Here is a 21,920-nt window from a genome sequence, read left to right as displayed (position 1 = left end):
ATGACGGCGTCAGCGCAGGTCGCCGATCACGACCTGCGCGGCGTTGTGCCCCGGGGCGCCGGTGACGCCACCGCCGGGATGCGTGCCGGAGCCACACAGGTACAGGCCCGGGATGGCACCGCGATAGCCGGCCTGACCCAGCGCCGGGCGCGCGGAAAACAGCTGATTGAGCGAAAGCGCGCCGTGGAAGATGTCGCCACCGACCAGGCCGAAATCGCGTTCGAGGTCGAGCGGGCTCTTGATCTGCCGCCCCAATACGGACGAAGCAAAGCCAGGCGCGTAGCGTTCGACCGTGGCGATCATCAGGTCGGCCACTTCCTCGCGATGGTCGTCCCAGCTGCGGCCATCGGATAACTCTGGCGCGACGTGCTGGCAGAACAGGCTGGCGACGTGCTGGCCGGGCGGCGCCAATGAATCGTCCAGGGTCGAAGGAATCAGCAGTTCGACGATGGGCTCACGCGACCAGCCATGCGCCTTCGCATCGAGATAGGCGCGGTCCATGTAGTCCAGCGACGGCGCCAGGATGATGCCGGCGGTGAGGTGATCGCCCTCGCCCGGCAATGCGGTGAAGGACGGCAGCCGGTCCAGCGCGACATTCATGCGGAAGGTGCCGGAGCCGCAGCGCCAGTGCGCCATGCGCTCGCGCATCGGTGCCGGCACGTGCTCGCTGCGCAGCAGGCGCTGGTAGAGCAGCTTCGGGTTGACGTTGGCCACCACGCAACGCGCGCGCAGTTCCTCGCCATCGTGCAGTCGCACGCCCACGGCGCGGCCGCCTTCGACCAACACTTCGTCCACGCCGGCATCGGCGCGAATCGTCACGCCAGCGGCGCGTGCCGACGCAGCCATCGCCTGGGTGATCGCGCCCATGCCGCCGATGGCGTGGCCCCAGGCGCCCTTGACGCCGTTGACCTCGCCGAACACGTGGTGCAACAGCACGTAGGCGCTGCCCGGGGTGTACGGACTGGCGTAGTTGCCGACCACGCCATCGAAGCCGAACAGCGCCTTGATCGGATCGCTTTCGAACCAGCGGTCCAGATACTCGGCGGCCGAGATGGTGAACAGGTCCAGCAGGTCCTGGCGCAGGGTTTCGTCCAGCGCATGCAGGCGCTTGCCGAGCCTGGCGCCACGCAACAGCTCGGGCAGCGCCTTCCACCAGCCGCCGTCGGTGATGTTGGGCGGCGGCTGCAGGGCCAGCGCACGCAGCACGTCGGCAATGGCCTCCAGGCGCGCTTCGTACTGCGGCAAACGCTGCGCGTCGCGCGCGGAGAACTTGGCGACCTGCGCGGCGGTGTCACCGGCGCCGGTCAGCAGATATTGGCCATCGGGCAGCGGCAGGAAGTTGTTGCGCCGGCGCTGGACGATGCGCAGGCCGTGCGCGTGCAGGTCCAGCTCGGCGATCACCTTCGGCTGCAGCAGCGACACCGTGTAGGACGCCACCGAGTTGCGAAAACCGGGGTGGAATTCCTCGGTCACCGCCGCGCCGCCGACCACGCCGCGGCGTTCCAGCACGGTGACCTTCAGTCCGGCCCTGGCCAGGTAGGCCGCGCACACCAGGCCGTTATGGCCGCCGCCGACCAGCAGCACATCGGGCGCGTCGCGTCCCCTCATCGGCCTGGATTCCGTGACCGTTTGTACAGTTTGTCTCCGACACGCCTACACTCGCGCCGATCAGGGGAATGCGTGCAATGGAACACCAGAACGTACCGGCCACCGCGGGAGCCGCAGGTTAGCGTGAACACGCGCCGCGCCCCAACCACAGGAGCTGCGCGATGCGTCGGTTGAGCCGGCTGGTGCGCCGCTCGCCAGCGCATGTCGGCGCGCGGGCGCTCACGGCATTGGGTGCGGCGGCGCTGGTGCTGTTGCTGGCCTTGTCCGACGTCACCGCGCCGGTGGACGACGCCTTGTTCGACCTGGTGGCTGGCGGCAGTCGCGCCGGCAATCCGCAGGTGGTGGTGGTCACCATCGACCCGGAAAGCATCGCCCAGCACGGCCCGTGGCCGTGGCCGCGGCGCGACCTGGCGACGCTGGTGGATCGCCTGTCGGCCGCCGGTACGCGCGCGGTCGGCCTGCAGCTGCTGCTGGCCCAGAACAGCCTGTACGACCCGCAGGGCGATGCGCTGCTGGCCCAGGCGATGGCCCGCAACGGCGCGGTGGTGCTGCCGGTGGTGGCGGATCTGGCCGATCGCGGGCGTCCCGCGACGGCGATCCTGCCGGCGCCGGTGCTGGCCGCGGCCGCCGCCGCGCTGGGCCACACCGAAGCGATCGTGGATGACGCCGGCATCGCCCGTCGCATTGCCCTGCACGCAGGCCTTGGTACGCCGAAGTGGCCGGCGTTCGCCTTGGCGCTGCGTGACCTTGCCGCCTCCACCGCCACGCGCGAAACGCTGCGTGCTTCGCATGCCGAGACATCTCCAACAGCTGCCGAGGCAACATCGCCAGCCGATGACTGGGTTCGCTCGGATACGGTGCTGGTGGCGCCCACCGCACGCGGCCCCGGCATCGACCATGTCACCGCCGCAGGCGTGCTGAGCGGCCAGGTCAACGCACAAGCCTTGGCCGGGCGCATCGTGCTGGTCGGCCGCACCGACCTGCCGCTGGACCAGCGCCTGTCGCTGCCCGGTGCGCCCAACAGCCTGCCGCGGGTGGATTTCCAGGCCAATGCCCTGGCCCGCCTGCTGGAAGGCCGCGCGATCTGGCCGATGCCGGTCGGCCCGCAGATCCTGCTCTCGATCATCCTGGTCACCCTGCCACTGTTGCTGCTCGGCCTGCCCGGCCTGCGCCGCCTGTGGGCGCCGATGGGCGTGGCGATGGCGCTGGTGCTGGTGGTGTCGTGGGCCCTGCTGCTGGCCGCCGCGTGGTTCCCGCCAATGCCGGCACTGCTGGTGCTGGCCATCGGTTTGGCCATCGGCACGCTCCGCGCCTGGCGCCGGTTGCGCCAGCGCAGCTTCACCGATCCGGCCACCGGCGTGGCCAACCGGCAATGCTTCGACCAGCGGCTGGAGGGCGACACCCGCCGCGCGCGTCGCGATGGCAGCACGCTGTCGCTGCTGCTGATCGAAGCCCGCGGCACCAGCTCGCAGGCACCGGGCGGCAGTGCTGCGCTCGCCGCGGCGATGGCTGCCGGCCTGCGCCTGCGTGCCCAAGGCAGCGGCGACCTGGTCGCACGGCTGGATGCCGGGCGCTTCGCTGCCTTGCTGCCGGGCACCGCGCCGCACGTGGCCTCGGCCCTGGCCACCGCCCTGATGGTCGACCTGGAAGGCCGCCCCGGCCATGCCAGCCCGGCCACCGCCGGCCAGGCCCTGCGCATGGGCCTGGCCAGCCTGCAGCCGGAAGACCTGCGCGGCGCCGACCTGTTGCTGCGGGCCACTCGCGACCTCGTCACCGTGCGCGATCCCACCGCACGCTAGGGCGTGTCGTCCATCCCTGACAGGCCGCGCTGGGTCTGCAAAGCCGTCATCTGCCCGCCTCGCGGGCCATGACCTTCGACACCGGCCCGGAACACGGGCCCGCGTTACAGTCTGCCGGTTGTCCCGTGGAGCCCCGCGGGACGCGGAATGTCGGCACATCCAACGGAGTCCACGTGAGCACGCCCAAGACCAAGATCCTCCTGCTGTCCCTGTCCATCGCCACCGCGCTGGCCGCCTGCAAGAAGCCCGAAGAACCGGCCGCCACACCCGCCGCCGACACCGCTGCGCCCAAGGCGCTGACCCTGGACCAGTCCAAGCTGCCGCCGTTCAGCGCCTTCCAGATCGGCGACCTGGACAAGACCGCCAACGCCTGTACCGATCTGAACGCCTACGCCAACGACACCTGGCTCAAGGCCAACCCGGTGCCGGGCGACCGCACCAGCTGGGGCACCTTCGAAGTGCTGAGCGAGCGTTCGGAAGCCATCCAGCACCAGCTGGCCGAGCAGTCGGCCGCCGACACCGCCGCCACCGGCGTGGAGAAGATCGTCGGTGACTTCTGGGCCACCGGCATGGACGAGGCCAAGATCGAGCAGCAGGGCCTGACCCCGATCAAGGATGAGCTGGCCGCCATCGACGGCCTGAGCGACCAGGCCAAGATCACCGATTACCTGCGCACCAGCGCAGCCAAGGGCCAGAACGGCCTGTTCGGCTTCGGCGCCGGCGCCGACTTCAAGAATTCCGAAGTCAACATCGCCTATGCGATGCAGGGCGGCCTGGGCTTGCCCGATCCGGAGTACTACACCAAGGCCGACAACAAGGCCAAGCTGGACGCCTACCAGGCGCACATCGCCAAGACGCTTGAGCTGGCCGGCGTGGCCGCCGATGCTGCCGCGGCGCAGGCCAAGCAGGTCATCGACTTCGAAACCCGCCTGGCCAAGGTCTCCAAGACCAATACCGAGCTGTCGCGCCATGTCGAGCTGGCCTATAACCCGGTCAGCCTGGCCGATGCCGACAAGCTGACGCCCAACTGGTCCTGGACCGAATTCTTCAAGTCGCAGGGCGTGGCCGCGCCGCAGATGTTCTCGCTGGCCATCCCGGCCTTCCACGAGGAAGTCTCCAAGATGTTGGCCGACACCTCGCCGGAGGCCTGGCAGGCCTACCTGCGCTTCCACACCATCGATGGCGCCAGCCCGTTCCTGAGCAAGGCGTTCGTGGACGAGAACTTCGCGTTCTGGAACAAGACCCTGCGCGGCCAGAAGGAGATCCGCCCGCGCTGGAAGCGCGTGCTGGGCACCATCAACCGTGAGGCCGGCGAAACGCTGGGCCAGCTGTACGTCAAGACCGCGTTCTCGCCCGAAGCCAAGACCCAGATGGAAACGCTGGTGGGCAACCTGCGCACCGCGCTCAAGGCCCGCATCGAGAAACTGGACTGGATGAGCGCCGAGACCAAGCAGAAGGCCATCGCCAAGTGGGAGACCTTCACCCCCAAGATCGGCTACCCGGACAAGTGGCGTGAGTGGACCGGCCTATCCACCAGCCGCGACAGCTACCTGGGCAACGTGCTGGCGGCCACCGAGTTCAACTACAAGTTCGACCTGTCCAAGATCGGCAAGCCGGTGGACAAGACCGAATGGGGCATGACCCCGCAGACCATCAACGCCTACTACAACCCGCAGCAGAACGAGATCGTGTTCCCGGCCGCGATCCTGCAGCCGCCGTTCTTCGACCCGAAGGCGGATGCGGCGATGAACTATGGCGGCATCGGCGCGGTGATCGGCCACGAGATGACCCACGGCTACGACGACCAGGGCGCGCAGTTCGGTCCGAAGGGCAACTTCGAAAACTGGTGGACCGACGCGGACAAGCATGGCTTCGAGTCGCGCACCGGCAAGCTGATCGCGCAGTTCGACGGCTATACCACCGCCGATGGCGGCAAGGTCAAGGGCGACCTGACCCTGGGCGAGAACATCGCCGACCTGGGCGGCCTCAATACCGCCTATGACGCGATGAAGGTCGCCAACGGCGACACGCCCGATCCCAAGACCGATGGCCTGACCCAGGACCAGCGCTTTTTCCTCAACTGGGCCACGGTGTGGCGCCGCAACTTCACCCCGGAAGAAATGGCCGTGCGCCTGAAGACCGATCCGCACGCCCCGGCCAACTTCCGCGCCAACGGCGCCCCGTCCAACATGCCTGCGTTCGCCAAGGCGTTCGAATGCAAGACTGGCGACGCGATGGTGCGCGAAGGCGAGAAGCAGGTCGTGATCTGGTAAAGCCTGCCAAGGCTAAGCTTCACAGCGGCGTGGCCTGTCCGGCACGCCGCTGTTGTTTTTCCTGACCCCTTTCGTGCCCGCGTGGCACGCCCAGCGGCCAATGTGGCCGGAGTCCGAAAACACGTGAACGCCCCGAAACTCATCACTCTTTCCCTGGCCGTCAGCCTGGCGCTGGCTGCCTGCAGCAAGTCCGGCGAGGACAAGCCCGCCGCCTCCGCACCGGCCCAGACCGCCGCGGCCCCGGCCGCGCCGATCTTCGATGTGTCCGAGCTGGACAAGGACATCCAGGCCTGCGGCGACTTCAACGGCTTCGTCAACGCCAAGTGGACCAAGGCCAACCCGATCCCCGACGACCACACCAGCTGGGGTCCGTTCAACATCCTGGCCGAGAACAGCCTCAACACCCAGCACGAGATCGCCGAAGCCGCCGCCAAGGACACCACCGCGGCCAGCGATTCGGTCGCGCGCAAGATCGGCCTGCTCTATGCCTCGGGCATGGATGAAGCCACCATCGAAAAGGCCGGCTTCACCCCGCTGCAGCCGACCCTGGACGCCATCGGCGCGCTCAAGACCAACCAGGACGTGGCCAAGTACATCGTCCAGCGCTACGCCGAGGGCGACAGCCAGGTGTTCGAGTTCGGCGCCGGCGCCGACTTCCAGCACGCCGAAACCCAGATCGCCTACGCCAACGAAGGCGGCCTGGGCCTGCCGACCAAGGATTACTACACCGATCCGCAGTACGCCGAAATCCGCGACGGCTATCTGGCCTACATCGCCAAGTCCTTCGAGCTGACCGGCGCCAGCGCCGCTGATGCCAAGACCCAGGCCCAGCAGGTGTTCGACCTGGAGAAGTCGCTGGCCTCGGCCTCGCTTTCGCCGGTGGAAGGCCGCGACCCGAAGAACCAGTACCACTTCGTCTCGGTCGCCGACGCCAACAAGGTCACACCGCATTTCTCGTGGGAGGCGTTCTTCAACGCGCAGGGCGTGAGCATCGACCACGGCTTCTCGCTTTCGCAGCCGAAGTTCTTCGCCCAGTTCGACAAGCTGCTGGCCAGCGCGCCGACCGCACAATGGCAGGCCTACCTGCGCTTCCACGCCATCGACGGCGCGGCCAGCGCGCTGAGCAAGCCGTTCGTGGACAACAGCTTCGAGTTCTGGGGCAAGACCCTGTCCGGCCAGCCGCAGCAGCGTCCGCGCTGGAAGCGCGTGCTGGGCGCGGTCAACCATTCGATGGGCGAAGGCCTTGGCCAGCTGTACGTGGCCAAGGTGTTCACGCCCGAAGCCAAGGCGCGTGCGCAGACGCTGGTGGACAACGTCCGCATCGCGCTCAAGGCGCGCATCGAGCAGCTGGACTGGATGAGCCCGGAGACCAAGGCCAAGGCGATCGCCAAGTGGGACACCTTCCTGCCCAAGATCGGCTACCCGGACACCTGGCGTGACTGGTCCGGCCTGCAGATGAAGGACGGCGACTACTACGGCAACCTGCAGGCGGCCGACAAGTTCAACTACCAGTACGACATCGCCAAGATCGGCAAGCCGACCGACCGCAAGGAATGGGGCATGACCCCGCAGACGGTCAACGCGTACTACAACCCGACCGACAACACGATCAACTTCCCGGCCGGCATTCTGCAGCCGCCGTTCTTCGACGCCAAGGCCGACGATGCGATCAACTACGGCGGCATCGGCGCGGTGATCGGCCACGAGGCCAGCCACGGCTTCGACGACGAAGGCAGCCAGTTCGACGGCGCGGGCAACAACGTCAACTGGTGGAGCAAGGACGACCGCACCAAGTTCGAGGCGCGCACCAAGCAGCTGGTGGACCAGTTCAATGCCTACGCCCCGATCAAGGACAAGCCGGACCTGCACGTCAACGGCCAGCTGACCCTGGGCGAGAACATCGCCGACCTGGGCGGCATCAATGTGGCCTACGACGCGCTGCAGACCGCGCTGAAGCAGCATCCGGGCGAGGCCGACAAGCTGATCGACGGCTACACGCCGGACCAGCGCTTCTTCCTCAACTGGGCGCGCGTGTGGCGCGGCGATGTGCGCGAGAAGCAGGCCATCGTCTACCTCAACGCCGACCCGCACGCCCCGGCCTCGCTGCGCGCGATCGCCGCGCCGTCGAACATGCCGCAATTCGCCAAGGCGTTCGAGTGCAAGGCCGGCGATGCGATGGTGCGCCCGGACGACAAGCGCGTGGTGATCTGGTAACGCCGCGACATCGCGCCACTGCTGCATCGAAGGCCCGGCTTGTCCGGGCCTTCGCTTTTCCGGCGCGTATGACGGCATCGTCATTGGCTAAGCTGCGGCCACCTTCCCTGCAAAGGACTGCAGATGCCCGTCGAGGAACTCACTGGTGGCCTGCTGGCCGGCCTGTTCCGTCTGCTGGCGTGGCTGTTCATGGACCTGGTCTTCGAGACCGTCATCCAGGGCACGGGCGCGCTGGTCCTGCGCATGCTGCGGCCGCACACCGAGCCTTCGGAAACCGCGGCCACGGTGGCTGGACTTTGCGCCTGGGCGCTGCTGGTCGGGCTTGGCATCGTGCTGTGGCAGGCGATGCGCAGGTGACTGCCTGATCGGCACCTGCACGCCGGTGAACATGAACGTCGGTGTACACCGCCACATTGCTAGAATCCGCGCCTTCGACCGCCGGATATCACCTCAGATGACGCAGCTGCGCCACGCCCGTACGCCCACCCTGCTTGCCCTGGCGCTGCTTGTCGCGCTGGGCAGCGGTGATGCCTTTGCCGCCGCCAAGAAGACCAAGAAAGCCCCGGCCAAGAAGGCCCCGGCCGTCAGTGCCGAGTGCACCGACTTCTACGCCGCCGCCAATGCCGACTGGCTCAATGCCAATCCGCTGCCGGCCGGCGTCGGCGCGATCTCCGCCCTGGGCGTGATGCGCGACTACAGCCTGCAGCAGCAGAAGGCGCTGCTGGATGGCGCGATGGCCTCGCCGCAGGGCAACGTGCAGAAGCTGTTGGGCGACTTCTGGGCCAGCGGCCTGGACGAAGCGGCGGTGGAAGCCGACGGCGCCAAGCCGATCGCCCCGCTGCTGGGCCGCATCAACGGCATCAAGAAGGCCAAGGACATCCCGGCTGCGATCGCCGCGCTGCACCAGGTCGGCATCCCGGTGGCGTTCAACTTCAGCCCGGACGTGGATCTGGGCGCGCTGGACCGCCACATCGGCTACTTCATGCAGGGCGGTTTGGGCCTGCCCGACCCGGCCTACTACACCCGCACCGATGCCGAGACCCGCGAACTGCTGGGCCGCTACCGCGCCTACGTGAAGCAGATCCTGGCCCTGACCGGCACCCCGGCCGACCAGCTCGATGCGCAGTCGGCCCTGGTGATCGACCTGGAAACGCGCGTGGCCACCGCGTCGCGCCCGCTGGACCAGCTGGCCAACCCGTTCAACAACTACAAGCCGCTGGCGATTAAGGACCTGAAGAAGCAGTACAAGAACCTGCAGCTGTCCGAGTTCCTCGAAGCGCAGGGCGTGAAGGACGACACCGTCTCGCTGGCCGACCCGGCGCTGTTCCAGCAGCTGGACACGCTGGTCAAGGGCGTCTCGCCGGAAGAGTGGAAGGCCTACCTCAACTGGCGCGTGGGCGATGCGATGGCCCCGTACCTGTCCAAGTCCTGGCGCGAGGCCTCGTACAACTTCCGTGGCCGCGTGCTGGAAGGCAAGCTGCAGCCCGACGAGCGTTGGGTCGACGTGCTGGGCGCGATCAACACCGCTGCCGGCCCGATGCTGGGCCGCGAGTACACCGCCCGCTACCTGCCGCAGGCCACCCGCGAGCAGGCCGAGACCATCGCCAAGACCGTGCGCGAGTCGCTGGACCGTGCGCTGGAACGCAACGCCTGGATGAGCAACGCGGCCAAGGCCGAAGCCAAGGCCAAGCTGGCCAAGCTGGACATCGAGATCGGCGCGCCCAAGCGTGACCTGGACTACACCGTCCAGCCGATGGGCCGCGGCAGCTTCGGCGGCAACATGCTGATCGCCAGCACCTGGCGCCACCGCGAGGAGATGAAGCGCATCGGCAAGGGCAACGCCGAGCGTCGCTGGAACGTGCTGCCGCAGCAGCCGGCGCTGGCCTACGACCTGGCCCAGAACCGCCTGATCATCACCGCCGCGGTGCTGCAGCCGCCGGTGTTCGACGCCAAGCGCGATGTGTCGGCGCTCTACGGCTCGTTCGGCGCGCTAGTCGGCCACGAGCTGACCCGCGGCTTCGACGCCAAGGGCCACCTGATCGACGCCAACGGCCAGCTGCGCGACTGGTGGACGCCGGCCGACGCCAGCGCCTGGAACGCGCTGGGCGCGCGCGTGACCAGCCAGTACAACGGTTACACGTATCCGGGCCTGACCGCGACGAATGTCAACGGCGCCCTGACCCGCGACGAGAACCTGGCCGACCTGTCCGGCGTCGAGCTGGCCTGGGATGCGTACGTCAACGCCCAGGTCGCCCCGAACACCGGCGCCAAGCAGACCTTCTTCCGCAGCTGGTCGCAGCTGTGGGCCCAGCAGGTCGCGCCGCAGGAAGCGACCGTGCGCCAGGCCACCGACACCCATGCGCCGGGCCCGGTGCGCAGCAATGCGCCACTGCAGGACCAGCCGGGTTTCAGCGCCAGCTTCGAGTGCAAGGCCGGCAACCCGATGCTGCGCCCGGAAGCGGATCAGATCGGCATCTGGCGCTGAGCTGAAGCACGTCAGTGATGCCAACAAAAACGCGGCCTTTCGGGGCCGCGTTTTTTGTTGGGCGATGCTGACGTTCTGGGTTTACTTCACCACGCGGAAGGTCGCCGTGCCGCGACGCTGGCCGCCGCCGCGCCCGCCGCGCGACCCGCCGCGCTTGAACGGCGGCTGCCCGCGCCAGTAGCGGATCAGCAGCCAGCCGAACAGCATCCCGCCCAGATGGACGAAGTGCGCTACGCCCGGCTGCCGGCCGGTATAGGCGAAGAACAGCTCGGCCACGCCGTAGATGATCACTAGCGTGCGCGCCTTGATCTCCATCGGGATGGGAAACACGATCATGCGCTGGTTCGGGAACAGCATCCCGTAGCCCAGCAGCAGCGCGAACACCGCACCCGACGCACCCAGCACAGGATTGGGGAACTGGCCCTGCGACAGCAACAGCGTGCCGACGATGACCTGCAGCACGTTCGCCCCGACCAGGCTCACCAGGTAGTAGGTCGCAAAGCGCTTGGAGCCCCACACCGCTTCCAGCGGCGAACCGAACATCCACAGCGCCAGCATGTTGAAGAAGATGTGGCCGAAGTTGGCGTGCATGAAGCCGGCAGTCAGCAACTGCCACGGCATGAAGCCCGCACCGGGCATCACCTCGCCTGCGCCGATCGGCCACAGCAGCATCTGCGTGGTCACTGCCTCGGGAAGCAAAGGCACCGCCATCGTGACCAGGAAGATCACCACGTTGGCGATCAGGAGCGCCTGGGTAGCCGGCTGCAGTCGGGGAAACATCGTAGACAACCTCGGGAACGCGGAATCGTGCTGCATGATACGTGCGGCCGACTGAGCCGCCGCGCAAGCGCCTGCTTGCGATCCTGTCAGCGGATCTTCCGCCAGCGTCTAGCCGGGGCCCCAGATCTGCTCGTCGACCGACGGCGCGGCCTTCTGCCCGATCACCTTGCCCTTGACCACCTTCACGCCTTCGGCGCGCAACCGCTGGCTCTGTTCGCGATAGCCCTTGGAGCCTTCCGGGAAGGCGATCTGGCCGCTGGAGAGCAGGATCCGATACCACGGCAGATCCGGCGCCCCATATTTGCGAAGCACCTGCGCCACTAATCGCGCCCTGCCCGGCAGGCCAGCCCGGCGGGCAATTTCGCCGTAGCCGGCGACTTGGCCTGCCGGGACAGCGCGGATGGCGCTGAGGATGGCTTGGGCGCGGGATTCGGGGGTGGAGAGGTCTTGGGCCATGGGCTGGATTCTAGGTCGGGCTTGCTTTGATGTTCGTGCAGTTTTTTTGATCCTTCGCGTAGCTAGAGCGAAGACAAAAGCAAAAGCTTTCGTGCGGCTTCGCCGCCCGACCTACTTTCTTTGCTTGTGCAAAGAAAAGTAGGCAAAGAAACACACTCCGGGCGGCACGCCCTCGCTTCGCGAGGGTTCGCTACGGGGCGAGGGATTTTTGGAAGGGACATCCTGTCCCGTCCAAAAACGCCGCACATCCTTGTGCGGCGCCCTGCGGGTCTTTGCCTCGTCCCTTCGCCGTGCCTCACGGAGGATTTGCGAGCGCAAGCAAAAGCCAGAGCACTGGCTTCTCGCTTTGGCTTTGGCTTTTGCTTTTGCCGTTGCCGTTGCCGTTGCCGTTGCCGTTGCTGAGATCTTGATCTTCAGCGCCTTCAAAGCGAGCCGAGCACCGGAGCTGGAAACGGCCGAAGAGGCGCGCGTGTTTGAGCGTAGCGAGTTTGCGCGCCGTGCCGTTTCCAGCGAGGAGCACAGGGCACCGCCGCAACGCGGCGGCGAGTGTCAGGCGCTGGCGGTTTTGGCTACCTTTTGCCAAGACAAAAGTAGCTCGTGCGGCGAAGCCGCGCGAAAGCTTTTGCTTGTGAGGCGCGAAGTCACGCCCACCATCAGAATAGATCGCAAGCCCAAAACAAAAACGGGAAGCACCCAGTGCCTCCCGCTTCAGTCAAACAACGAAGACAGGCCTCACGCCCATCCCACCGCCTGCAATCCCTTCAACATCCCCCACGCAATCGCCCCGGCAGCAGGAATCGTCAGAATCCACGCCCACACGATGCGTTCGATCACGCTGAATTTCAGCGCCTTCGGGTTCTTCGCGTAACCCACGCCCATGATCGCGGTGGAGATGCTGTGGGTGGTGGAAACCGGCATGCCGAAGTGCGCGGCGGTAGTCAGGATCGTGGCCGAGCTGACCTCTGCGGCGAAGCCATGGATCGGGTGCAGCTTGACCATCTTGTGGCCGAGCGTCTTGATGATCTTCCAGCCGCCTGATGCCGTGCCGGCCGCCATCACCACCGCACAGGTCAGCACGATCCACAGCGCCACGTCGGCCTCGCCCGCTGCGGGATTGGGATGCAGGAAGGCCAGCCACGGCGGCAGGTCGTTGAGCGCGCCGGTGTGCTGGGCGCCCATCAGGGTCAGGGCGATGATGCCCATCGTCTTCTGCGCGTCGTTGTGGCCGTGCGCGTAGCCCATGTACGCGGCCGAGGCGATCTGCGCCTTGCCGAAGAACGCATTGACCCAACGCGGACGCGCCAGCCGGCGCAGGATGCCGCCAGCGCGCGCCATGCCCGAGATGATCGCCCACAGCAGCAGCATCATCGCCACGCCCAGCAGGAAGCCGGCGATCGGCGAGGTGATCATCGGCACGAACACCTTCCACAGCAGGCCCTTGTTCTTGGCCCAGTTGCCGACGCTCTCCGACCAGATCAGCGCGTCCCAGTTGTTGTGCGCCGCGGCCAGTCCAGCGCCGCACAGGCCACCGATGAGCGCGTGGCTGGATGAGGACGGCAAGCCTTTCCACCAGGTGATCAGGTTCCAGACGATGCCGCCCAGCAGCGCGCACAGGATCACCTGCGAGCTGGCGGCGACCACGTCGGTATTGATGATCCCGGTGGCGATCGTGGCGGCCACCGCGGTGCCGGTGAGCGCGCCGATCAGGTTGGTCACGGCGGCCAGCGCCACGGCCCAGCCCGGCGCCAGCACCTTGGTGGCCACCACCGTGGCGATGGAATTGGCCGTGTCGTGGAACCCGTTGATGAACTCGAAGACGAGCGCGGCCAGGATCACCACGATGACAAGCGTCAGCATCCGCCGGGCCTCAGCTATTTTTCAGAACGATCTGGTAGACCACCGCGCCGGCTTCCTGGCAGCGGTCGATGGCCTTTTCCAGGATCTCGAAGAATTCCTTGAGCAGGAACATCTGCAGGCTGTCCAGGCGACCGGAGTAGATGTCGCGGTACAGCTCAAGCATCAGGCGGTCGGCCTCGTTCTCCAGCGCGCGCAGTTTTTCGTACAGCGCGGTGACGTGGTCCAGGTTCATCTTGGGCAGCACCGTGACCATTTCCTGGACCACGCTGGCGGCCTGTTCCAGCATCGCCGCTCGCGGGGCGAAGTCGATGTGCTCCAGGTGGGTCACCGCCAGCGAATAGCGGTCGGCGAACTTCTCCACCTGCTTGGGGATCTTGTGCAGGGCCGACCCCAGCGCCTCGATGTCCTCGCGCTCGATCGGGGTGATGAAGCTGTCCACCAGCGCCTGGCCGATCTTGTCCGAGGCCTGGCGCTCGCGCTGGCGGGCCAGCTTGAAGGCATCCAGCGCCGGCTGGCGGTTGGAGCCCTTCATCATCGCGTGCAGGGCCTTGGTGCTTTCGTGCGCCGCGTCGGCCGCTTCGTCGAGCAAGGTATAGAACTGCTGGCCGGAGCCGAAGATGGTCTGCAGGGAAAACATGCGTGGCGCATCCGCCGTCGCGGGAGGGACGGCCATCAAGGGGTGAATTATGACGGTTTGATGTCCATTCGATGCAACCGCGCGCCCGGCCCGGCGCTAACCGATTGATCTGGAACGATTCAGCGCTACCGCAAGGGAATCGCGAATTCCTTTGCTAGACTCCTCACGCGCCCTGCGAAGGGCGCACCCTATGGAAGACGACCCTACGCCCCCTGCCGCGACCTGCGCGGCCACACGCCGGACACGCTCCGCCTCTTCACCTGATCGGGAGGGCGCACCGTGCTCGAACTGCTGATCGTCTGTTTCCTGATCGTGCTCAACGCCTTCTTCGCCCTGTCGGAGATGTCGCTGATGACCTCGCGCAAGCTGCGGCTCAAGCAGATGGCGCAGGAAAGCCGCGGCGCGCGCGTGGCGCTGGCCCTGGCCGAGCATCCCGATAACCTGCTGTCCACCGTGCAGATCGGCATCAACCTGATCGGCATCCTGGGCGGCGTATTCGGTGGCGATGCGATCGGCGCGATCATCGCCGCCTGGTTGAACGGCTGGTTCCCGGGCATCGGGCAGTACGCCAACCAGATCGGCGTGGCCACCGCGGTCACCCTGATCACCGCCGGCTACGTGATCTTCGGCGAGCTCATCCCCAAGCGCCTGGCACTGACCAACCCGGAGAAGATCGCCGCCGTCGTAGCCATCCCGGTGGACTGGCTGCTGCGCGTGGCCCGGCCGATCGTGTTCGTGCTGGGCGCGATCAACCGCGCCGTGCTGCGCCTGCTGGGCATCAAGGACGACGCACGCCAGGCCGTGACCGAAGAAGAGATCCGCATGCTGGTGAGCGAGAGCCACGAGCAGGGCGTGATCGACGACGACGAACGCAACATGGTCAACCGCGTGCTGCGCCTGGGCGACCGCACCGCCGACAGCCTGATGACGCCGCGCAAGCGCATCGTCTGGTTGGACGTGGCCGCCGAGTACGCCGAGAACCTGGAGACGATGCGCGAGTCGCGCTATTCGCGCTTCCCCGTGTACCGCGAGAACGACCAGGACGTGGTCGGCATCCTGGAAGTGAAGTCGCTGCTGGACCGCATCGCCGACCACTCGCCGGAGCTGTTCACCGAGCTGCGCGAGCCGCTGTTCGTGTCCGAATCCACCCACGCGATGAAGCTGCTGGAAATCCTGCGCGAGGAGCAGCAGTCGCTGGCCCTGGTGGTGGACGAATACGGCGAGATCCAGGGCATGGTGACCCTGAGCGACCTGATGAATGCCGTGGTCGGCCGCCATCACCAGCTCACCGAAAACCCCGATCCCAAGGCGCTGGTGGTGACCCGCGACGACGGCTCGTTGCTGATCGACGGCTCGCTGTCCAACGATGACTTGCGTGAAGTGCTGGGCGGCGTGGCCCTGCCCGACCAGGAAGAGAACGACTACAACACCGCCGCGGGCATGGTGATCGAGCACTTCGGCCGCATCCCGCACGTGGGCGAACACTTCGACTGGGCCGGCTGGCGCATCGAAGTGGTGGATCTGGACGGTGCACGCGTGGACAAGCTGCTGCTGCAGAAGCTGACGGAAGAGGACGATGATGACATCGTCGGATGAAGCGCAGTCGCAGAACCGCGCCGAGACCACCCGCAGCCTGCTCGATGACATGGCCACCGGCGACCCGGCCGAGCGCCTGCGTCTGGTCGACCTGCTGGCGGACCTGCAGCAGAGCGCGTTCGGCATGCTGCTCTTTATCGGCGTGCTGCCGTCCTTCATCCCGATCCCCGGCGTGGCCGGCGGCCTGAGCGGGCCGCTGGTGATGCTGGTCGGCGCGCAGCTGTTGATCGGCCTGCGCAAGCCGTGGCTGCCGCGCTTCATCGCCATCCGCGGGCCGTCGCGGCACTCGGTGGTGCGCTTCCGCGACGTGGTGGCCAAGCCGCTGCGCTGGCTGGAAAAGGTCGTGCGCCCGCGCTGGCCGGCCATGCTGGACAACCGCCTGGCCAGCGCCTTCACCGGCCTGCTGCTGTTGCTGCTGGGCCTGCTGCTGGCCCTGCCGATCCCGTTCACCAACTACCTGTTCGGCCTGTTGCTGCTGGTCTACGTGTTCGCCCTGCTGGAGCGCGACGGCAAGCTGATGCTGGGCGCCTGGGCGCTGGGCATCGTGGCGATCGTGGTGTTCGGTTTCCTGTCGGGCAATCTGGTGCAGATGGTGATGCACCAGATCGACAAGCTGATGGCCTGATGCGCCGCGCGTGCCGGCCGGCACGCGTCGCTGGCATCAACGGGACTCAGGTCAGCAGCTGGATGAATTCGCTTTCGTTGAGCGGATAGCCCAGCCAGAAGCCCTGCGCCAGGTCGCAGCCGCGCTCACGCAGCAGGTCGAACTGGCCCTGCTTCTCCACGCCCTCTGCCACGACCGAAATCCCCAGCGAATGCGCCATCGCGATGATGGCGGTGGTCAGCGCCAGGTCGTCCGGGTTGCGCTGCAGGTCGGCGACGAAACTGCGGTCGATCTTGACCCCGTCCACCGGCACCCGGCGCAGGTGGCTCAGGCCGGAAAAGCCCGTACCGAAATCATCCAGCCACACCTTGACCCCGGCGCGGTGCAGCTTGGCCAGCATGGTGCTGGCGTGCGCCTCGTCGCCGATCACCGCGGTTTCGGTCAGCTCCAGGTGCAGGCGATCGGCCGACAGGCCAGTGTCGCGCAGCGCGGCCTGGACCAGCTCCGGCAGGTCGCCACTGCGCAGCTGGCGCGGCGAGACGTTGACCGACACGAACGGCGCGACCAGCTCGCCTTCCAGCAGCTTCCAGCGCGCCGCCGCCGCGCACGCCGCGCGCAGCACGCGCGGGCCCAGCTGTTCGATCAGGCCGCTCTGCTCGGCCACGTCGATGAACACCGCTGGCGAGATCGCGCCCATCTCTGGATGCTGCCAGCGCAGCAGCGCCTCGGCGCCGACGATGCGGTTGTCCGACAGGCGATAGATCGGCTGGTAGACCAGGCTCATCTCGTCGCGATCCCAGGCCCCGCGCAGCGCAGTTTCCAGGCGCACGCGACGCTCGACCGCCTGGTCCATCGCGCGGCTGTAGAAGCGGTAGCAGTTCTTGCCGGCCATCTTGGCCTGGTACATCGCCACGTCGCCGTTCTTCATCAGCGCCGTCGCCCCGGTGGCATCTTCCGGGAACAAGGTGATGCCGACCGAGGTGCCCAGGAACACCTGGCGTCCCTGCACCGTCAGCGGCTGGCCCAGCAGCTGGACCATTTCCTCGGCCAGCGCCTCGGCGACCACGCGTACGTCGCCGTCCTGGATCAGGATCACGAACTCGTCGCCGCCGAAACGCGAGACCAGCGCGTCATCGCCGCCCAGGCGCTGCACCGCATCGCGGATGCGCGAGGCGAAATGCAGCAGCACTTCGTCGCCGGCCTCGTGGCCCAGCGAATCGTTGACCCGCTTGAAGTCGTCGATATCGGCAAACAGCAGCGCCAGCTCGCGACCCGCCCCGCGCTGCAGCAGCATCCGGTGGTCCAGGCTTTCGCGGAAGGCCAGGCGGTTGGTCAGCCCGGTCAGCGCGTCGGTATACGCCATGCGCCGCACGTCGCGGTCGTGCCGCGAGATGCTGTCGCTCATCTCCGAGAACGCGCGGACCAGCTCACCGACTTCGTCGTGGCGATCGCTGATCGGGCGCGGCACGTCGTAATCGCCGACGCCGATCGCGCGCGCGGACTGCGCCAGCGCGCGGATCGGGCGCACCAGGGTGCGTTGTGCGTACCAGGCGATGCCGGCACCGATCAGCAGCAGCGCACCCAGCAGCACCGCGATCCAGCCGATGTGGCGGCGGCCCAGCGCATCCAGCCGCTGGCGCAGCAGGTCGGCGGCCTGGGCCTCGCTGTGCTGGGCATCGGCCAGCGAATAGCCGACCCGCACGCCGCCCAGGCGCGCGTTGCCCAGCTCGACGACCTGAGAGACCTCGACGGTGCTGTCGGTCCACTGGGTCAGGCGATCGGTGCTGGCCAGCACGCGCGCGGCCAGCGGGTCGTGCATGACCTGGCCGTAGGAGGCCATGTCCCACGAGCCGTCATTGACCACCTTGCCTTCATTGTCGAACACCAGCACGTAGGCCACGTCGGGCTGCTTGCTGGCCTGGCGCACCATCGCGCCGATGGCGTCCAGGTCCGAGTAATACATCGGGTTGGCCAGCGAATCGGACAGCTGCTGGGCCATGGCCGCACCGCGCCGGCTCAGGCCTTCGGCGGCCATCGCGTGCACGGCCTGGCGACCGAGCTGGTCAACCTCGGCCTGCATGGCACGCTGGCGCTGCAGCAGCACGCCCATCAGGGCCAGCACCATCAGCAGGGTCACGCCCATAACCAGCGCCAGCTGGGCCTGCAGGCCGAAACGCCGTCCGCCGCTCATTCGATCTGCTCGCGCACGCGTGCGCTGGCTTCACGCACGCGCTCCAGCGCCTGGAGCGCAGGCGCATCCAGGCGCAGGAAGCGCGTGGTGCCGAAGAAGCGCTTCATCGCCGTCGCGGCCTGTGGATCCTGCGCGGCGTCCAGCAGCACCTGGCGCAGGCGATCGCGCACGGCCGAGTCCAGGCCGGGACGGACCATCTCCAGCGCACGTGGATAGTCGCCGGTCTGGGCCAGCACCCGCATGTTCTTGCGGAAGGCCTCGGGCATCCGGCGCGGATCGGCCCAATCCAGGTTGCTCAGCGCGCCGGCATCGACCATGCCCTTGTCGACCCAGGCGGCGATGTTCAGCTCCGACCGGGCGAACACATAACCGACCGAGGTCTTGTCCGGTCGATCCTGCGGCGAGAGCAGGATTTCCATCGGCAGGCCGGCGCCCAGCAGGGTCGAGGCCGGCATCAGGTAGGCACTGGTCGAACCCACGCCCTGCAGTGCCACCGACTTGCCGCGCAGGTCGACCAGCGAGGTGATGCCCGAATCGGCACGGGTGAACAGGATGCTGTGGTAGATGCTGGCGCCGCCGCGCTCGGTGAGCAGCAACGGCTGCGCGCCGGAACGACGCTGCAGCTCCATCCCGGTGCCGGAGGTTTCGGTGACCCAGTCGACCCGGCTGCGACGCAAGTAGCTGCTCATCTGCCGCGCGTCGCGCGCCATCAGGATGCGACCGCTGGTGATGCCCACGTCGGCCATGTGCGCCACCACGTAATCCAGCAGCGGCTTGAGCTGGGCGTAGTGGGACTTGGGATCGTCGCTGATCCGGCCCAGCACCAGCACGTGGGGATCGTCATCGCCCGGCGACGGCGGCGCGGCGTACAGCGGCGCGGCCGACAGCACAAACCCCAGCAGGACGCCGACGAGCCAAATGCGCAACACGGGAGATCCGCTGGAAAGACGCGCCAGCCTAGCTGAAATATTTACGACCCGACAATTTTGTTCACCCCGCCATCCTGGGCCAGGCGCGCCATGCGCTGGGTGTCGGCCAGGATGCCGCGCAACAGGCGCACTTCCTTCTCGTCCAGGTCGGTGCGCAGGAACAGCCGGCGCAGTTTGCGCATGGCCGATTCGGGCGCGCGGCCCTTGTGGAAGTCGATCTGGTCCAGGGTTTCGGCCAGCTGCGCGAACATGCCTTCCAGCTGGGCGTGGGTAGCCGGCGCCACGCGCGGCTCGCCCGCGTCATCGGCCGCAGGCACGGCCACCGGTGCGGTGTCCTTGAGCGCCAGGCGGGTTTCGTAGGCCAGCACCTGCACGGCAGCGGCCAGGTTGAGCGAGCTGTAATCGGGATTCGCGTCGATGTGCACGGCGGCGTGGCACAGCTGCAGTTCTTCGTTGGTCAGGCCGGTACGTTCGCGGCCGAACAGCAGCGCCACAGGACCTTCGCCCGCGACCTGGGCCAGGCGCGCGGCAGCCTGGCGCGGGCTGTGTTCTTCCAGCTGAACACGGCGGCTGCGCGCGGTGCAGCCCAGCACCAGCCGGCAGTCGGCCACAGCAGCGGCGACATCATCGGTCACCACGGCGTCGGCGAGCAGGTCGTCGGCGCCGGCGGCGCGGCGATAGGCCTCGTCGTGGGGATATTTCTCGGGCTGGACCAGGACCAGCTGGGCCAGGCCCATGGTCTTGAGCGCGCGCGCGGCGGCGCCGATGTTGCCCGGATGCTGGGTGCCCACCAGGACGAAGCGGATGCGGGCGGCGGCAGAAGTATTGAAGGAATCCATGGTGCGGATTCTAGGCGGTCAGGCGCCCGCCGGCATCGCGCAACCGCGGGAAAGGCGGCGATCCGAGCTGATTTGCAGCGGCGCTGCGTGATGGGACGGCTGGCGCGGTTTCAGGCTGGCGGGCCGGCGATGGTAGAATCTCCGGTCCGGCCGCCGCGCCGGGATGCTCTTTCCATCTGCCGCGTTCCACACGTTCGCCTGACCGAGGTCGTTTTGCATGCTTAATCCCGTCGTCACCGTCATGACCAAGGCCGCGCGCATCGGGGGCAACGTCCTGCTTCGCAGCATCAACAAGCTCGACGCGCTGAACGTGGTCCAGAAGGACCGCATGGACTACGCCAGCGAAGTGGACGCAGACGCTGAGAAGGCGATCATCAAGGAGCTGCGCCGCGCCTACCCCGAGTACGGCATCGTCGGCGAAGAAGGCGGCATCATCCCCGGCAAGAACGGTCGCTACCACTGGGTCATCGATCCGCTGGACGGCACCAGCAACTACCTGCATGGCTTTGGCCACTATTGCGTGTCGATCGCGCTGGTGGACAACGGCGAACCGACCGACGCGGTGATCTTCGATCCGCTGCGCAACGAGCTGTTCACCGCCAGCCGCGGCGCCGGCGCCCAGCTCAACGAACGCAAGATCCGCGTCTCAGACCGCAAGGAACTGACCGGCGCGATGATCCACACCGGCTTCCCGCCGCGTGAGCGCGCCCGCGTCGGCGCGCACCTGGAATGCGTGCGCGAGCTGCTCAACCACGCCGAGGACATCCGCCGCACCGGCTCGGCCGCACTGGATCTGGCCTACGTGGCCTGCGGCCGCGCCGACGCCTATTTCGAGGCCGGCGTGAAGGATTGGGACGTCGCGGCCGGTGTGCTGCTGGTGCGCGAAGCCGGCGGCAAGGTCAGCGACTTCAAAGGCGCCAGCACCGGTCGAATGGACGGCGTGGGCCCGGAAACGCGCCAACTGATCGCCGGCAACCTGCGGGTGGCCGATGCGCTGCAGAAGGTGGTGTCGTCGTCGGGGTATACGGCGGCGTTCAATCCGTTCAATGGTTGATTCGGACTGTTGAATCATTGTGCACGAAGCCCCTTTTTAGGGGCTTTGTTGTTTTTGGCGATTGATTGGCCATTTGCAGGTGGTTCTCGCCGCCCGGCTTAAAGGGCCAGTGCAAAGCTTTCGCGCGGCTTCCTTTTGTCTTGGCAAAAGCAAAACCGCCAGCGCCCGACACTCGCCGATGCTACGCATCGGTGCCCTGCGCTCCTCGTCTAATCGGGCACGGCGCCCAAACTCGCTGCGCTCAAACAGGGCGCCTCTTCGGCCCAATCAGCCTGCGGTGCTCGGCTCGCTTTGAAGGCGCTGAAGATCAAGAGCAGAGCAACAGCAAAAGCAAAAGCAAAAGCAACATCGGCACCACGCGCGGACTGCGCTTGCTTGTGCTCTGAAATCCTCCGTGAGGCACGGCGAAGGAGCGAGGCAAAGACCCGCAGGGCGCCGCACAAGGATGTGCGGCGTTTTTGGAGGGGACAGGATGTCCCATTCAAAAATCCCTCGCCCCGTAGCGAACCCGCGTAGCGGGCGTGCCGCCCGGAGCGTGTTGACCAGACATGCGTCTGTGGAAAAGCGTTTCTTTGCCCAGCTTTCTTTGCACGAGCAA

The 21,920-nt window shown here is 67.2% G+C and carries 17 protein-coding genes; 8 read left to right on the top strand and 9 right to left on the bottom strand.

The features are described from left to right. Positions 1-9 precede the first annotated feature (9 nt). Positions 10-1,608, bottom strand: coding sequence for a phytoene desaturase family protein (locus BMZ17_RS12570; protein ID WP_093138908.1), 1,599 nt, complete (start codon positions 1,606-1,608; stop codon positions 10-12). Positions 1,609-1,769: 161 nt separating this feature from the next. Here BMZ17_RS12570 and BMZ17_RS12565 point away from each other — a divergent pair, with 161 nt between their 5' ends. The 5 genes from BMZ17_RS12565 to BMZ17_RS12545 all read left to right on the top strand — a co-directional run bounded on the left by BMZ17_RS12565 (position 1,770) and on the right by BMZ17_RS12545 (position 10,379). Next, complete coding sequence (locus tag BMZ17_RS12565; RefSeq protein ID WP_093138907.1) at positions 1,770-3,407, top strand: CHASE2 domain-containing protein; 1,638 nt, start codon at positions 1,770-1,772, stop codon at positions 3,405-3,407. Between the two features lie 173 nt (positions 3,408-3,580). Next, positions 3,581-5,680 carry a M13 family metallopeptidase gene (locus tag BMZ17_RS12560; protein ID WP_254775291.1) on the top strand — a complete coding sequence of 700 codons (2,100 nt, stop codon included), beginning with the start codon at positions 3,581-3,583 and terminating at the stop codon, positions 5,678-5,680. A gap of 123 nt (positions 5,681-5,803) precedes the next feature. Next, positions 5,804-7,894: a M13 family metallopeptidase gene (locus BMZ17_RS12555; RefSeq protein WP_093138905.1), complete on the top strand. Its 2,091-nt coding sequence runs from the start codon at positions 5,804-5,806 to the stop codon at positions 7,892-7,894. A 123-nt stretch (positions 7,895-8,017) separates the two neighbouring features. Continuing rightward, the gene (locus tag BMZ17_RS12550) at positions 8,018-8,251 is read left to right on the top strand and encodes a hypothetical protein (protein ID WP_093138904.1); all 234 of its coding nucleotides are present in this window, start codon (positions 8,018-8,020) and stop codon (positions 8,249-8,251) included. Positions 8,252-8,348: 97 nt separating this feature from the next. After that, the gene (locus BMZ17_RS12545; protein WP_093138903.1) at positions 8,349-10,379 is read left to right on the top strand and encodes a M13 family metallopeptidase; all 2,031 of its coding nucleotides are present in this window, start codon (positions 8,349-8,351) and stop codon (positions 10,377-10,379) included. Between the two features lie 81 nt (positions 10,380-10,460). Here BMZ17_RS12545 and BMZ17_RS12540 read toward each other — a convergent pair whose 3' ends face one another. The 5 genes from BMZ17_RS12540 to BMZ17_RS12520 all read right to left on the bottom strand — a co-directional run bounded on the left by BMZ17_RS12540 (position 10,461) and on the right by BMZ17_RS12520 (position 14,109). Next, positions 10,461-11,159 carry a rhomboid family intramembrane serine protease gene (locus BMZ17_RS12540; protein ID WP_093138902.1) on the bottom strand — a complete coding sequence of 233 codons (699 nt, stop codon included), beginning with the start codon at positions 11,157-11,159 and terminating at the stop codon, positions 10,461-10,463. 108 nt (positions 11,160-11,267) lie between these two features. Beyond that, positions 11,268-11,615: an MGMT family protein gene (locus BMZ17_RS12535; protein ID WP_093138901.1), complete on the bottom strand. Its 348-nt coding sequence runs from the start codon at positions 11,613-11,615 to the stop codon at positions 11,268-11,270. 295 nt (positions 11,616-11,910) lie between these two features. Next, the gene (locus BMZ17_RS21160; protein ID WP_175485573.1) at positions 11,911-12,198 is read right to left on the bottom strand and encodes a hypothetical protein; all 288 of its coding nucleotides are present in this window, start codon (positions 12,196-12,198) and stop codon (positions 11,911-11,913) included. 149 nt (positions 12,199-12,347) lie between these two features. After that, entirely contained in the window at positions 12,348-13,472 is a 1,125-nt protein-coding gene (locus BMZ17_RS12525; RefSeq protein ID WP_093138900.1) for an inorganic phosphate transporter, read from the bottom strand. Positions 13,473-13,482: 10 nt separating this feature from the next. After that, positions 13,483-14,109 carry a DUF47 domain-containing protein gene (locus BMZ17_RS12520; protein WP_093138899.1) on the bottom strand — a complete coding sequence of 209 codons (627 nt, stop codon included), beginning with the start codon at positions 14,107-14,109 and terminating at the stop codon, positions 13,483-13,485. A 279-nt stretch (positions 14,110-14,388) separates the two neighbouring features. On the opposite strand from BMZ17_RS12520, the gene BMZ17_RS12515 reads away from it, so the two are divergent. Together BMZ17_RS12515 and BMZ17_RS12510 are read left to right on the top strand one after the other, a co-directional pair. Then, positions 14,389-15,705, top strand: coding sequence for a hemolysin family protein (locus BMZ17_RS12515; RefSeq protein WP_093138898.1), 1,317 nt, complete (start codon positions 14,389-14,391; stop codon positions 15,703-15,705). Continuing rightward, positions 15,689-16,330, top strand: coding sequence for an exopolysaccharide biosynthesis protein (locus BMZ17_RS12510; RefSeq protein WP_093138897.1), 642 nt, complete (start codon positions 15,689-15,691; stop codon positions 16,328-16,330). The genes BMZ17_RS12515 and BMZ17_RS12510 overlap by 17 nt, the downstream gene beginning before the upstream one ends. Before the next feature lie 46 nt (positions 16,331-16,376). Here BMZ17_RS12510 and BMZ17_RS12505 read toward each other — a convergent pair whose 3' ends face one another. Genes BMZ17_RS12505 through BMZ17_RS12495 form a run of 3 tightly spaced genes read right to left on the bottom strand, consistent with a single transcriptional unit; the run spans position 16,377 to position 20,268 of the window. Next, positions 16,377-18,500: a putative bifunctional diguanylate cyclase/phosphodiesterase gene (locus BMZ17_RS12505; RefSeq protein WP_093138896.1), complete on the bottom strand. Its 2,124-nt coding sequence runs from the start codon at positions 18,498-18,500 to the stop codon at positions 16,377-16,379. Continuing rightward, positions 18,497-19,426 carry a phosphate/phosphite/phosphonate ABC transporter substrate-binding protein gene (locus tag BMZ17_RS12500; RefSeq protein ID WP_093139703.1) on the bottom strand — a complete coding sequence of 310 codons (930 nt, stop codon included), beginning with the start codon at positions 19,424-19,426 and terminating at the stop codon, positions 18,497-18,499. The genes BMZ17_RS12505 and BMZ17_RS12500 overlap by 4 nt, the downstream gene beginning before the upstream one ends. A 44-nt stretch (positions 19,427-19,470) precedes the next feature. Next, positions 19,471-20,268 carry an RNA methyltransferase gene (locus tag BMZ17_RS12495; protein WP_093138895.1) on the bottom strand — a complete coding sequence of 266 codons (798 nt, stop codon included), beginning with the start codon at positions 20,266-20,268 and terminating at the stop codon, positions 19,471-19,473. A 217-nt stretch (positions 20,269-20,485) separates the two neighbouring features. Between BMZ17_RS12495 and BMZ17_RS12490 the strand changes: the two genes are divergently transcribed. Continuing rightward, a complete protein-coding gene (locus BMZ17_RS12490) occupies positions 20,486-21,322 on the top strand; it encodes an inositol monophosphatase family protein (protein WP_093138894.1) in 837 nt (278 codons plus the stop codon). Positions 21,323-21,920 lie beyond the last annotated feature (598 nt).

The organism is Pseudoxanthomonas sp. GM95 (assembly GCF_900109775.1).
Classification (GTDB): Bacteria; Pseudomonadota; Gammaproteobacteria; order Xanthomonadales; family Xanthomonadaceae; genus Pseudoxanthomonas_A.
The sequence above is the reverse complement of the archived record's forward strand: the minus strand, read 5'-3'. Positions and strand labels throughout refer to the sequence as shown.